Below are 12,228 nucleotides of genomic sequence, written 5' to 3'. Positions count from 1 at the left end.
ATCGATATTCAGACCGACGATGTGAATTTCGTGATTTTCCCACAGGGTAGAAATCTCTACCCCGGTGACCAGACGCAGCGGCAGCCCTGCCCGCGCAATTTCCGCCTGCGCGGCCGGGATCGCCGCGGTCGTATCGTGATCGGTAATCGCCAGCGTGCCGATGCGCATGGCCGCGGCGCGGTGCACCAGTTCCTGCGGCGTCAGCGTGCCGTCGGAGGCAATAGTGTGAGTGTGCAGGTCATAAATCACTGCGTAATTGGTGTCGCTCAAAGCGGCTCCCGTGGCGAGTTGCATCAGTAAAGAGCGCTATCATACCGTCGGGATGCGATTTTCTGAAATTGAGGGTTGACTTTATCGCTGCGAACCAGTTAACTAGTACGCAAGTTCACACAAACGAGGTATCTGTTATGAATACGCTTTTCACTCTTCTTCGCTGGTGGCGCACTCCCTGAATGTGGGCAGTGTTTCACGTGCGTATTCAGCACACCGATACCCGGCCCGCCTATTGAGCGGGCTTTTTTTTGAACACCTCTAAGAGCGACAATGCAAATGCCAAAACCGACACTCGAACTGCTGACCAGCGACGCGCTCTACCGGGAAAACCCCACCGCGTTGTTTCATCAACTGTGTGGCGCTCGCCCGGCGACGTTACTGCTTGAATCTGCCGACATCGACAGCAAAAATGATGTCAAGAGCCTGCTGCTGGTGGATAGCGCCCTGCGTATTACCGCCCTTGGCGATACCGTGACGATTCAGGCGCTGAGTAAAAATGGCGCATCCCTGCTGCCGCTGCTTGACGCGGCGCTGCCTTCCGGAGTGGAAAACACGGTACTGCCGTCAGGGCGCGAGTTACGCTTCCCGCCGGTCAGCACCCTGCTGGATGAAGATGCCCGCCTCTGTTCGCTGTCGGTTTTTGATGCCTTTCGCTTGTTGCAGGGGCTGGTCGAAGTTCCGCAGGCGGAGCGGGAAGCGATGTTCTTCGGCGGTCTCTTTGCCTATGACCTGGTGGCCGGTTTTGAAGATCTGCCCGCGCTGGCCCAGGATCGCCGCTGCCCTGACTACTGCTTCTACCTCGCCGAAACGTTGCTGGTGATCGACCACCAGAAAAAACATACCCGTATCCAGGTGAGCCTGTTTACCCCGGATAGCGAAGAAAAAACGCGTCTGACGAAGCGCATTGACGCCCTTCACCAGCAGCTGGCTATCGCTCCGTCACCGCTGCCGGTGGAGTCCGTGCCGAATATGCGCAGCGAAAGCAACCAGAGCGATGAAGAGTACGGAGCGGTAGTTCGCCAGATGCAAAAAGCGATTCGCGCCGGAGAAATTTTCCAGGTTGTGCCTTCCCGTCGCTTCATGCTGCCCTGTCCGTCGCCGCTGGCCGCCTATGAGGTGCTGAAAAAGAGCAACCCCAGCCCCTATATGTTCTTTATGCAGGACAGCGACTTCGCGCTGTTTGGCGCGTCACCGGAAAGCTCGCTCAAATATGACGCCGCCTCGCGCCAGATTGAAATCTACCCGATAGCCGGTACGCGCCCACGCGGACGTCGGGCGGATGGTTCGCTGGATCGTGACCTCGACAGCCGTATCGAACTGGAGATGCGCACCGACCATAAAGAGCTTTCCGAGCATTTAATGCTGGTGGACCTGGCGCGCAACGACCTGGCGCGTATCTGTACTCCCGGCAGCCGCTATGTCGCCGATTTGACCAAAGTCGATCGCTACTCGTTCGTTATGCACCTGGTGTCGCGGGTGGTGGGTGAACTGCGTCAGGATCTGGACGTGCTGCACGCCTATCGCGCCTGTATGAACATGGGCACCCTGAGCGGCGCGCCGAAAGTTCGCGCGATGCAGCTCATCGCCCAGGCAGAGGGCGCCCGGCGCGGCAGCTACGGCGGCGCGGTAGGCTACTTCACCGCCCACGGCGATCTGGATACCTGTATCGTGATTCGTTCCGCCTGGGTGGAAGACGGCATTGCCACCGTTCAGGCCGGCGCGGGCGTAGTGCTTGACTCCGTCCCCCAATCCGAGGCCGATGAAACCCGTAATAAAGCCCGCGCGGTACTGCGCGCAATTGCCCAGGCGCATAACGCGCAGGAGATTTTCTGATGGCCGACATTCTGCTGCTCGACAACATTGATTCCTTTACTTACAACCTGGCCGATCAGCTGCGCGCCAGCGGCCACAACGTGGTGATTTATCGCAACCACGTCCCGGCCCAGACGCTGATCGACCGCCTGGCAACCATGGAAAACCCGGTACTGATGCTCTCGCCGGGCCCCGGCGCGCCGAGTGAGGCTGGCTGCATGCCGGAACTGCTAACCCGCCTGCGCGGCAAGCTGCCGATTATCGGCATCTGCCTGGGTCACCAGGCGATTGTTGAAGCCTATGGCGGATACGTTGGCCAGGCAGGCGAAATCCTGCACGGTAAAGCGTCCAGTATTGAACATGACGGCCAGGCGATGTTTGCCGGGCTGGTCAATCCGCTGCCGGTCGCCCGTTATCATTCACTGGTCGGCAGTAATATCCCGGCCGGGTTAACCATCAACGCCCATTTTGACGGTATGGTGATGGCGGTGCGCCACGACGCCGATCGCGTCTGCGGTTTTCAGTTCCACCCGGAGTCAATCCTGACCACTCAGGGCGCGCGGCTGCTGGAGCAGACGCTGGCCTGGGCGCAACAGAAACTCGAACAGACCAACACCCTGCAGCCGGTACTGGAAAAACTGTATCAGGCGCAGACCCTGAGCCAGCAGGAGAGCCACCAGCTCTTCTCCGCGGTGGTACGCGGCGAGCTGAAACCCGAACAGCTTGCGGCCGCGCTGGTCAGCATGAAAATTCGCGGCGAGCACCCCAATGAGATCGCCGGGGCAGCCACCGCCCTGCTGGAGAACGCGGCGCCGTTCCCCCGCCCCGAGTATGCGTTTGCGGACATTGTCGGCACCGGCGGCGACGGCAGCAACAGTATCAACATCTCAACCGCCAGCGCCTTTGTCGCCGCCGCCTGCGGGCTGAAAGTGGCGAAGCACGGCAACCGCAGCGTCTCCAGCCGTTCCGGTTCATCGGATCTGCTGGCGGCGTTCGGCATCAATCTGGAGATGAACGCGGACCGCTCGCGCAGCGCGCTGGACGAACTGGGAGTCTGTTTCCTTTTTGCGCCGAAGTACCACACCGGTTTTCGTCATGCTATGCCGGTGCGTCAGCAGCTCAAGACCCGCACCCTGTTTAACGTGCTGGGACCGCTTATTAACCCGGCTCACCCGCCGCTGGCGCTGATTGGCGTCTACAGCCCGGAGCTGGTGTTGCCCATCGCCGAGACGCTGCGGGTGCTGGGCTATCAGCGCGCGGCGGTGGTACACAGCGGCGGGATGGACGAGGTGTCACTGCATGCGCCGACGCTGGTCGCGGAATTGCATAATGGCGAGATCAAAAGCTATCAGCTGACCGCCGCCGATTTTGGCCTGACGCCTTATCATCAGGAGCAGCTTGCGGGCGGGACGCCGGAAGAAAACCGTGACATTCTGACGCGCTTATTACAAGGTAAAGGTGACGCCGCGCATGAAGCCGCCGTGGCCGCCAACGTCGCCATGCTGATGCGCCTGCACGGCGAAGAAGATCTGCAGGCCAACGCCCGCAAAGTACTGGATGTGCTGCACAGCGGCGCGGCCTATGACAAAGTCACCGCACTTGCGGCAAGAGGGTAAAAGATGCAAACCGTTTTAGCGAAAATCGTCGCGGATAAGGCGATTTGGGTAGCCGCCCGCAAGGAGCAGCAACCGCTGTCCACGTTTCAAAACGCGATTGTGCCGAGCGAGCGCCGTTTTTATGACGCGCTGCGGGGCACGCGTACCGCCTTTATTCTGGAGTGTAAAAAAGCCTCCCCGTCTAAAGGTGTCATTCGCGATGACTTTGACCCGGCGCGTATCGCAGGGATCTACAAACATCATGCGTCGGCCATTTCCGTGCTGACCGACGAGAAATATTTTCAGGGCAGCTTCGACTTTCTGCCTGTGGTCAGCGCCATCGCGCCCCAGCCCATCCTGTGTAAGGACTTTATTATCGATCCTTATCAGATTTACCTGGCGCGCCATTATCAGGCGGACGCCTGCCTGCTGATGCTCTCAGTGCTTGACGATGAACAGTACCGTCAGCTCGCGGCCGTCGCCCACAGTCTGAACATGGGCGTGCTGACGGAAGTCAGTAATGAAGCGGAGCTGGAGCGGGCCATAGCCCTTGAGGCAAAAGTGGTGGGTATCAACAACCGCGACCTGCGCGATCTCTCTATTGACCTTAACCGCACCCGCCAGCTTGCCCCGCGCCTGGGCGCTGGCGTGACGGTGATCAGCGAATCCGGTATCAACACCTATGCCGATGTGCGCGAACTCAGTCATTTTGCTAACGGCTTTCTGATTGGCTCGGCCCTGATGTCCCATAGCGACCTCGACGCCGCCGTTAAGCGCGTCCTGCTGGGGGAGAACAAAGTCTGCGGGCTGACCCGCCCTGTCGACGCCAGAGCGGCGTTTGAGGCCGGGGCCATTTATGGCGGGCTGATTTTTGTCGCCTCCTCGCCACGCGCGGTCGATGTGGCGCAGGCGCAGACGGTTATGGCAGCAGCGCCGCTACGCTATGTCGGCGTCTTCCGCGACGCCCGGAAGGACGACATCGTCGCCATCACCCGCGAACTGGGTCTGGCAGCCGTTCAGCTACACGGTCGGGAAGACCAGCACTATATCGACGCTCTGCGTCAGCAGTTGCCCGCTCACGTTGAAATCTGGAAGGCGCTAAGCGTAGGCGACACCCTGCCCGCACGGGATCTGGCAAACGTCGATAAATACGTGCTGGATAACGGACAGGGCGGCACCGGCCAGCGTTTTGACTGGTCGCTGCTGGCGGGCGAGAAGCTCGACAACGTAATACTGGCAGGCGGTCTGGGCGCGGATAACTGCGTGGCGGCGGCGAAAGCTGGCTGTGCCGGACTCGATTTTAATTCAGGCGTAGAGTCTGAACCCGGAATAAAAGACGCCGAAAAAATAGCCTCGGTGTTCCGTACTTTACGCGCTTATTAAGGAAGAAGACGATGACGACTTTACTGAACCCCTATTTCGGCGAATTTGGCGGCATGTACGTTCCGCAAATCCTGATGCCCGCCCTGCGCCAGCTGGAAGAAGCGTTTGTCAGCGCGCAGAAAGATCCTGCGTTTCAGGCTCAGTTCAGCGACCTGCTGAAAAACTACGCCGGTCGCCCGACGGCCCTGACTAAGTGCCAGAACCTGACCACAGGCACCCGCACCACGCTCTATCTTAAACGTGAAGATCTGCTGCACGGCGGCGCGCATAAAACCAACCAGGTGCTTGGCCAGGCGCTGCTCGCCAAACGGATGGGCAAAACCGAAATTATCGCGGAAACCGGCGCTGGTCAGCACGGCGTAGCCTCGGCACTGGCAAGCGCCCTGCTCGGCCTGAAATGCCGCATCTATATGGGGGCGAAAGACGTTGAGCGTCAGTCCCCCAACGTCTTCCGTATGCGCTTAATGGGCGCGGAAGTGATCCCGGTTTACAGCGGCTCCGCCACCCTGAAAGATGCCTGTAACGAAGCGCTGCGCGACTGGTCCGGCAGCTACGATACCGCCCACTATATGCTCGGGACCGCCGCGGGCCCCCACCCATTCCCGACCATCGTGCGCGAGTTTCAACGCATGATTGGCGAAGAGACCAAAGCGCAAATCCTTGAGAAAGAAGGTCGTCTGCCGGATGCGGTTATTGCCTGCGTGGGCGGCGGTTCTAACGCGATTGGCATGTTCGCCGATTTTATCGAGGAGAGCGGCGTGGGGTTGATTGGCGTGGAGCCCGCCGGTCACGGTATCGAAACCGGTGAACATGGCGCGCCCCTCAAGCATGGCCGTGTCGGCATCTATTTCGGTATGAAATCGCCGATGATGCAGACCGACGACGGCCAGATTGAAGAGTCCTACTCTATCTCGGCAGGTCTCGACTTCCCCTCCGTCGGCCCGCAGCACGCGCACCTTAACAGCATCGGTCGCGCGGATTACGTGTCGATTACCGATGACGAGGCGCTGGATGCCTTTAAGGCGCTCTGTCGCAGCGAGGGCATTATTCCGGCGCTCGAATCTTCCCACGCGCTGGCCCATGCGTTAAAAATGATGCGGGAGAATCCGGAAAAAGAGCAGTTACTGGTGGTTAACTTATCGGGTCGTGGGGATAAAGACATCTTCACCGTTCACGATATTCTGAAAGCGCGAGGGGAAATCTGATGGAACGCTACGAGACACTTTTCAAACAGTTGCAGGCACGCAAGGAAGGCGCATTTGTTCCCTTTGTTACCCTGGGCGACCCGTCGCCGGAACAGTCGCTGAACATCATCGATACGCTGATCGAAGCAGGGGCGGACGCGCTGGAGTTAGGTATTCCCTTCTCCGATCCGCTGGCGGACGGCCCCACCATCCAGAACGCGACGCTGCGCGCCTTTGCCAGCGGCGTTAACCCTGAGCAGTGCTTTGAAATGCTGACGGCGATTCGCCAGAAGCACCCGACCATCCCTGTCGGCCTGCTGATGTATGCAAACCTGGTCTTTAGCGGCGGGGTAGACGCGTTCTACGCGCGCTGCGAGAAAGCCGGGGTTGACTCGGTGCTGGTCGCTGATGTGCCGGTGGAGGAGTCCGCCCCCTTCCGCCAGGCGGCAATGCGGCACAATATCGCGCCGATTTTCATCTGCCCGCCAAATGCCGACGATGACCTGCTGCGCCAGATTGCGTCTTACGGGCGTGGTTACACCTATCTGCTCTCCCGCGCGGGCGTGACCGGGGCGGAAAATCGCGCGGCCCTGCCGCTACATCATCTGGTGGAAAAGTTAACCGCTTACCATGCCGCGCCGCCGCTACAGGGGTTTGGCATCTCTGCCCCGGAACAGGTCACCGCGGCTATCGCCGCCGGGGTGGCCGGGGCGATTTCCGGTTCGGCCATCGTTAAGATCATCGAGAACAATCTTGATAAGCCCGCGGTGATGCTTGAAGAGCTGGCCGCATTCGTGCGGGCGATGAAAGCAGGCACCCGCCAGCAGTAAACTCACCCGGCACTAAAAACAGAGCCCGGTTAAGGCGTAGACGCATTAACCGGGCTGAGAACCGCGCGGTTATTCGCGATTAAAAACGATAGCCTGCCGAGAACATAAAGACCCACGGATCGAGGCGCGTGCTCACGCTCTGCTGCACTCCCCCTGCCTTAAAGCGCACATCGGTATCAATATCCATGTACCAGACCGAGGCGTTAATCAGCCAGTTACGGTTAATCAGATAGTCCACCCCAACCTGGCCTGCCGCGCCCCACGAATCTTTCAGGCTTAAATCGCTGAGCCCTGCCGCTTTGCCGGTGTCGTTGAATTTTTCATCGAAAAAGGTGGTGTAGTTGATCCCGGCGCCAATATAAGGACGGAACTTGCTGCTGGCATCATTGAAATACCACTGCGCCATTAACGTTGGCGGCAGATGGTGCACCGTGGCGATATCGCCGGTAGGACCAGTGCCTACCTTGTGGCGAAACGGCGTTGCCGCCAGCAGTTCAATACCCACATTCTCTGTCGCCATCCAGGTCATGGTCAGCCCCATCTGGGTGTTGTTATTTACGTTAAAGCCACCCAGGCTGCCCAGGACATTATCCGAGCCTTCCGTTGGTCTGACCGTTGCAGACCCGGCGCGAATGAAAAACTCACCCGCGTCATGGGCATATGTCATCCCGCTGAACGCACTCAGAATTGCTACCGCCACGGCTACTCTTTTCATATCCACTCCATGTTTGTGGTTTTATAAGCGCCGTGAATATAACTACAAATAAGTACAAAGTGATCTCACAGAGATCACATTCTGTTTCGTAATTTAACCTTTATTGATCTGGATTAATTTTACCCCTACCAATCGTCATGGGTATTTTGTTTTTTAATCAAATTTTACCGTTCTGGTGAGAGAAAAATATTCCTTTTCCCCCCTCTTGCCTGCCTTCAACGGCAGCGCTAATTTAATCCATTCACAATATGAATTGATGCGTGTGCAGGTGTGCTATGAGTGATGTTAATCCGTGCATGTCGTGCGGAGCCTGTTGTGCTTATTTTCGTGTCTCCTTTTACTGGGCCGAAGCGGATGACGCTGGCGGCCTTGTCCCGGCTGAGCTTACCGAAGCCGTCACGCCCTTTTTACGCTGTATGTCCGGTACCCGGCAGAAACCCTGCCGCTGTAGCGCGCTGGAAGGCACGCCGGGCGAAGCAACCCGCTGCACCATTTACCATCAACGCCCCTCGCCCTGCCGCGAATTTATGGCCTCCGGGGAAAACGGCGAGGCCAATGAGGCGTGCGATCGGGCAAGAGCCCACTATGGATTACCGCCGCTTTACAAAGATATGCCTTTCCATACACCCGCTGATGCTGCCACCGAGGGGTTATCCAGGGTACAATTGCGCTGATTTTTAACATTGCAGAACGCAAGGAGAGTGCATGTCTATCACGGCGAAGTCGGTTTACCGTGACGCGGGGAATTTTTTTCGTAATCAGTTCGTTACTATTTTGCTGATGGCACTTTTGTGCGCGTTTATTACCGTGTTGTTAGGCCGCGTATTTTCACCGGGCGAAGCCCAGCTCGCCATTCTGAGCGAAGGCGATAACCTGGCGGGCAGCACAGGGTTGCTGGACCTGGTTCGCAACATGACGCCGGAACAGCAGCAGGTTTTATTGCGCGCCTCCGCCGCATCGACATTTTCCGCGCTGATTGGTAGCGCTATCCTCACTGGCGGAACGCTGATGATGATTCGTCTCGTTTCAGCCGGTCAGCGCGTCAGCGCACTGCGGGCAATCGGCGCCAGCGCGCCGGTACTGCCAGCGCTGCTTATTTTGCTGCTGCTGACGATGATTATTGTGCAGTTCGGTATTATGTTTGTGGTGGTGCCTGGCGTTATCATGGCCACTCTGCTGGCCTTTGCGCCTGTGATGGTGGTTCAGGATCGGATGGGCGTCTTCACTGCCATGCGTAATAGCTTCCGTCTGAGCTGGGCCAATATGCGTTTTGTCGCGCCAGCGGTCATTGGCTGGTTTCTCGGCTGGCTGCTGGTCAAAATGGTTGTGCTGGCGTTCGCTCAGAGCATCTTTGCGTTTGCGCCGGAAATCGGCGCGGTTATCGCCAACACGGTGAGCAACATGATATCTGTAGCCTTGCTCATTTATCTGTTCCGCCTGTATATGCTGATTCGTCAGTGATATTTCTTCGTTAACGGAAATGTAGAATGAAGCAGTTTCTTGATTTTCTCCCGCTGGTCATTTTCTTTGCCTTTTATAAGCTGTATGACATCTATGCAGCGACTACCGCGCTGATTATCGCCACGGCGGTTGTGCTGATTTATAGCTGGGTACGCTACCGTAAAGTCGAAAAAATGGCGCTGATTACCTTTGTGCTGGTGGCGGTGTTCGGCGGGTTGACCATCTTCTTCCACAATGATGAGTTTATTAAGTGGAAAGTGACCGTTATTTACGCCCTCTTCGCCGGCGCGCTGCTGTTCAGCCAGTGGGTCATGAAAAAGCCGCTTATTCAGCGAATGCTCGGTAAAGAGCTGGAGCTGCCGGAGACGGTGTGGTCGCGCCTGAATCTGGCGTGGGCGGTGTTCTTTATTGTGTGCGGCCTGGCGAATATTTATATCGCCTTCTGGCTGCCGCAAAATATCTGGGTCAACTTTAAAGTCTTTGGCTTAACGGCGCTGACGCTGGCCTTTACGGTACTGAGCGGCGTCTATATCTATCGCCATATGCCCGCGCAAGATAAATCCTGATGGACTTAAAGCCAGGCACTGCCTGGCTTTACATTTAGCTCAGGCGTATTTGCCTGTTTATAAGGGACAATTATGACCACGACTCAAGACGCGCCGCAGGGCGATCTGGTGCTGCGTACGCTCGCTATGCCCGCGGATACCAACGCAAACGGTGATATTTTCGGCGGCTGGCTGATGTCACAGATGGATATGGGCGGCGCGATTCTGGCAAAAGAGATTGGCCACGGAAGGGTGGTCACGGTACGGGTGGACGGCATGACGTTTTTGCGGCCCGTGGCGGTAGGCGATGTGGTCTGCTGCTACGCCCGCTGCGTTAAGCGCGGTAACACCTCAATCACTATCAATGTCGAAGTGTGGATTAAAAAAGTGGCCTCGGAGCCGATTGGTCAACGCTATAAAGCCACCGAAGCCCTGTTTATTTATGTGGCGGTAGACGACCACGGTAAACCGCGTCCTCTTCCCGTCCAGGCATAAAAAAAGCCTCCGTTAGCGGAGGCTCTTCGCTTATTCCACCGCGGCCCCGCCATTAATGCGAAAGACGATGTTAACCACGATACCGTTACCCGGTTTACCCGGCTCGTAGCGCCATTTGCGCATCGCGGCTTTGACTTCGCGCTCAAACATATTGGCGGGCTGCGCGGAGAGGATCTGCACGTTGTCCAGACGCCCGTCCGGCATGACGTCAAATTTCACCCGTACCCGCCCTTCGATACGCAGCGCCTGCGCGCGCGCCGGGTACTGCGGCTGATTACGGCTTACCGCGCGCGGGCCGCTGGAGACGGATGGCGCAGGCTTGCTCGCCGTGGTCGGCGCGTTATTCATTAGCGGACGAGACGGCGCGGTATTGGTCAGCGGCGCGCTGGTGCGCGGCTCCACAGGTTTTACTTCACGCTTCGGCTGCTCGACTTTTTTAACCGGTTTCGGCTTTGGCTTCGGTTTCGGCTTGGGTTTCGGCTCTGGCTTATGAATCACCACCGGCGCCTCTTTCGGCGGCTCCGGTACTGGCTCCGGCTCCTGCTCCGGTTCCGGCTCTACCACAGGCTCCGGCGGCGGCTGCACGGCCGCAGGCGGTTCCAGATCGGCAGGCGAAACCATCGTAATGGCAATCGGCTGTGCCGGCGCGGGCAACTCAACAACCTTCTGTACCGACGAGTACAACACAACAGCCGCGACAACAGCGCCATGGAGGCCAATGGCCAGCAGCGTAGGCCAGGGGAAGCGGCGAGGTAAATCAAAGGTCATTGCAGTCATAATCATGCCAGTCGAAAAAACAGAACTCGATTTTAAATGCAAATAGCAATCATATTCAATAAGCCATCACTGCTAATGCTCTTTTTCCCGCTTGAACGGCGAAATTAACCGCACTCCCTCAGGGGAATTAGCGGCTGCGTTATCTTAGCGTTGCAGCTATTAAAGGATTCACTTAACGTAGTGCTTTTCTGACGAGATAGGAGCCTTACCCGTGCTTTATGTTATTTTCGCCCAGGATGTTGCCGATTCGCTTGAGAAACGCCTTTCCGTGCGCCCTGCGCACCTGGCGCGCTTGCAACTTCTTCATGATGAAGGTCGTCTGTTGACGGCAGGCCCGATGCCTGCGGTAGACAGCAACGATCCCGGCGCGGCGGGCTTTACCGGTTCCACGGTGATTGCGGAGTTTGAATCGCTGGAAGCGGCGCAGTCGTGGGCAAATGACGACCCGTATGTGGCGGCTGGCGTCTACCAGCAGGTGACGGTAAAACCCTATAAGAAGGTTTTCTGAGAGGGTGCGACAAAGGGCATAACCTGATGCCCTTTGTTCGCTCAGTGAGCGACGCTTTTCGAAAACAGGTTAATGATCACCACGCCCGCAATAATACACCCCATCCCCAGTATCGCTGGCATATCCAGCTTTTGCCCATGAACCAGCCAGCCCACCAGCCCAATCAACACGATGCCCGCGCCAGACCAGATAGCGTAAATAATGCCGGTTGGAATGGAACGCATAGGAATGGTCAGACACCAGAATGCGATACAGTAACCAATGATGCTGATTGCGGAGGGGAGCAGCCGGGTAAAACTGTCAGAGGATTTCAGCGCGGTAGTGGCAATCACTTCCATGACAATTGCGATAGCGAGAAAAATAAGGGCTTCTTTATTCATTTTACGTCCGTCTATAAAAACAGCGGGCACCTGTTACGGTGCCCTGTGGCGTGTTCAGAAATGATAAATATCGAACAGCAGCGCATTGCGGTGCCGACTCGATCCACATTTTCTGATGGCGAGAATGCGCATGTTGCGCCGGGACTGGGCCTCCAGCCAACGCGACTTGCGGCGGCTGAACTGCCGCACCATGCGCCAACGCGCCACTTCCGTTCTGCTACGTTTCATTTTTACGACTCTTACCAGACAGACAGGACATTATAGACGCAA

The 12,228-nt window shown here is 57.4% G+C and carries 15 protein-coding genes and 1 other annotated feature; of the genes, 10 read left to right on the top strand and 5 right to left on the bottom strand.

All coding sequences use genetic code 11. The features are described from left to right. Nucleotides 1-270: PHP domain-containing protein (locus ENTHG_RS04980; RefSeq protein WP_044175029.1), on the bottom strand; the 270-nt coding region annotated here is incomplete at its 3' end. A gap of 158 nt (nt 271-428) precedes the next feature. Further along, nucleotides 429-523, top strand: a sequence feature (Trp leader region). A 20-nt stretch (nt 524-543) separates the two neighbouring features. Here ENTHG_RS04980 and ENTHG_RS04975 point away from each other — a divergent pair. From ENTHG_RS04975 to trpA, 5 genes are read left to right on the top strand one after another with little or no spacing between them, the layout of a single operon-like run. Further along, complete coding sequence (locus ENTHG_RS04975) at nt 544-2,106, top strand: anthranilate synthase component 1 (protein ID WP_044175016.1); 1,563 nt, start codon at nt 544-546, stop codon at nt 2,104-2,106. Beyond that, nucleotides 2,106-3,701: a bifunctional anthranilate synthase glutamate amidotransferase component TrpG/anthranilate phosphoribosyltransferase TrpD gene (trpD, locus tag ENTHG_RS04970; RefSeq protein ID WP_044175004.1), complete on the top strand. Its 1,596-nt coding sequence runs from the start codon at nt 2,106-2,108 to the stop codon at nt 3,699-3,701. Before ENTHG_RS04975 ends, trpD begins: the two co-directional genes overlap by 1 nt. 3 nt (nt 3,702-3,704) lie before the next feature. Then, complete coding sequence (gene trpCF, locus ENTHG_RS04965) at nt 3,705-5,063, top strand: bifunctional indole-3-glycerol-phosphate synthase TrpC/phosphoribosylanthranilate isomerase TrpF (RefSeq protein ID WP_044174994.1); 1,359 nt, start codon at nt 3,705-3,707, stop codon at nt 5,061-5,063. Between the two features lie 11 nt (nt 5,064-5,074). Beyond that, nucleotides 5,075-6,268 (top strand): tryptophan synthase subunit beta, encoded by a 1,194-nt coding sequence (trpB, locus tag ENTHG_RS04960; RefSeq protein ID WP_044174980.1) that lies wholly within the window; start codon nt 5,075-5,077, stop codon nt 6,266-6,268. After that, the gene (gene trpA / locus ENTHG_RS04955; protein WP_044174971.1) at nt 6,268-7,077 is read left to right on the top strand and encodes a tryptophan synthase subunit alpha; all 810 of its coding nucleotides are present in this window, start codon (nt 6,268-6,270) and stop codon (nt 7,075-7,077) included. Before trpB ends, trpA begins: the two co-directional genes overlap by 1 nt. Before the next feature lie 79 nt (nt 7,078-7,156). Here the strand turns inward: trpA and ompW are convergent, their stop codons facing one another. Next, complete coding sequence (gene ompW, locus ENTHG_RS04950) at nt 7,157-7,792, bottom strand: outer membrane protein OmpW (protein WP_044174969.1); 636 nt, start codon at nt 7,790-7,792, stop codon at nt 7,157-7,159. A 275-nt stretch (nt 7,793-8,067) separates the two neighbouring features. On the opposite strand from ompW, the gene ENTHG_RS04945 reads away from it, so the two are divergent. From ENTHG_RS04945 to yciA, 4 genes are all read left to right on the top strand, one after another. Beyond that, nucleotides 8,068-8,466 carry a YkgJ family cysteine cluster protein gene (locus ENTHG_RS04945; protein WP_044174967.1) on the top strand — a complete coding sequence of 133 codons (399 nt, stop codon included), beginning with the start codon at nt 8,068-8,070 and terminating at the stop codon, nt 8,464-8,466. 31 nt (nt 8,467-8,497) lie between these two features. After that, on the top strand, nt 8,498-9,253 hold the full coding sequence (locus tag ENTHG_RS04940; protein ID WP_044174964.1) for a YciC family protein: 756 nt from the start codon (nt 8,498-8,500) through the stop codon (nt 9,251-9,253). A 26-nt stretch (nt 9,254-9,279) separates the two neighbouring features. Beyond that, nucleotides 9,280-9,819 (top strand): septation protein A, encoded by a 540-nt coding sequence (locus tag ENTHG_RS04935; protein WP_044174961.1) that lies wholly within the window; start codon nt 9,280-9,282, stop codon nt 9,817-9,819. Nucleotides 9,820-9,891: 72 nt separating this feature from the next. Continuing rightward, nucleotides 9,892-10,293: an acyl-CoA thioester hydrolase YciA gene (yciA, locus tag ENTHG_RS04930; RefSeq protein ID WP_044174959.1), complete on the top strand. Its 402-nt coding sequence runs from the start codon at nt 9,892-9,894 to the stop codon at nt 10,291-10,293. A 30-nt stretch (nt 10,294-10,323) separates the two neighbouring features. Here the strand turns inward: yciA and tonB are convergent, their stop codons facing one another. Further along, the gene (gene tonB, locus ENTHG_RS04925; RefSeq protein ID WP_202595302.1) at nt 10,324-11,061 is read right to left on the bottom strand and encodes a TonB system transport protein TonB; all 738 of its coding nucleotides are present in this window, start codon (nt 11,059-11,061) and stop codon (nt 10,324-10,326) included. A 220-nt stretch (nt 11,062-11,281) separates the two neighbouring features. Between tonB and ENTHG_RS04920 the strand changes: the two genes are divergently transcribed. Then, a complete protein-coding gene (locus tag ENTHG_RS04920; protein WP_044174951.1) occupies nt 11,282-11,578 on the top strand; it encodes a YciI family protein in 297 nt (98 codons plus the stop codon). 41 nt (nt 11,579-11,619) lie between these two features. Here the strand turns inward: ENTHG_RS04920 and ENTHG_RS04915 are convergent, their stop codons facing one another. Next, nucleotides 11,620-11,958: an SMR family transporter gene (locus ENTHG_RS04915; RefSeq protein WP_044174948.1), complete on the bottom strand. Its 339-nt coding sequence runs from the start codon at nt 11,956-11,958 to the stop codon at nt 11,620-11,622. Between the two features lie 54 nt (nt 11,959-12,012). Beyond that, a complete protein-coding gene (locus tag ENTHG_RS25285) occupies nt 12,013-12,186 on the bottom strand; it encodes a YciY family protein (RefSeq protein WP_122959168.1) in 174 nt (57 codons plus the stop codon). Between the last annotated feature and the right edge of the window lie 42 nt (nt 12,187-12,228).

It is taken from the genome of Phytobacter massiliensis JC163 (assembly GCF_000321045.1).
GTDB lineage: Bacteria > Pseudomonadota > Gammaproteobacteria > Enterobacterales > Enterobacteriaceae > Phytobacter_A > Phytobacter_A massiliensis.
The sequence above is the reverse complement of the archived record's forward strand: the minus strand, read 5'-3'. Positions and strand labels throughout refer to the sequence as shown.

Coding starts and splice junctions, on each gene's coding strand:
- ENTHG_RS04975 (WP_044175016.1), top strand. CDS start 544: ATGCAAATGCCAAAACCGACACTCGAACTGCTGACCAGCGACGCGCTC.
- trpD (WP_044175004.1), top strand. CDS start 2,106: ATGGCCGACATTCTGCTGCTCGACAACATTGATTCCTTTACTTACAAC.
- trpCF (WP_044174994.1), top strand. CDS start 3,705: ATGCAAACCGTTTTAGCGAAAATCGTCGCGGATAAGGCGATTTGGGTA.
- trpB (WP_044174980.1), top strand. CDS start 5,075: ATGACGACTTTACTGAACCCCTATTTCGGCGAATTTGGCGGCATGTAC.
- trpA (WP_044174971.1), top strand. CDS start 6,268: ATGGAACGCTACGAGACACTTTTCAAACAGTTGCAGGCACGCAAGGAA.
- ompW (WP_044174969.1), bottom strand. CDS start 7,792: ATGAAAAGAGTAGCCGTGGCGGTAGCAATTCTGAGTGCGTTCAGCGGG.
- ENTHG_RS04945 (WP_044174967.1), top strand. CDS start 8,068: ATGAGTGATGTTAATCCGTGCATGTCGTGCGGAGCCTGTTGTGCTTAT.
- ENTHG_RS04940 (WP_044174964.1), top strand. CDS start 8,498: ATGTCTATCACGGCGAAGTCGGTTTACCGTGACGCGGGGAATTTTTTT.
- ENTHG_RS04935 (WP_044174961.1), top strand. CDS start 9,280: ATGAAGCAGTTTCTTGATTTTCTCCCGCTGGTCATTTTCTTTGCCTTT.
- yciA (WP_044174959.1), top strand. CDS start 9,892: ATGACCACGACTCAAGACGCGCCGCAGGGCGATCTGGTGCTGCGTACG.
- tonB (WP_202595302.1), bottom strand. CDS start 11,061: ATGACCTTTGATTTACCTCGCCGCTTCCCCTGGCCTACGCTGCTGGCC.
- ENTHG_RS04915 (WP_044174948.1), bottom strand. CDS start 11,958: ATGAATAAAGAAGCCCTTATTTTTCTCGCTATCGCAATTGTCATGGAA.
- ENTHG_RS25285 (WP_122959168.1), bottom strand. CDS start 12,186: ATGAAACGTAGCAGAACGGAAGTGGCGCGTTGGCGCATGGTGCGGCAG.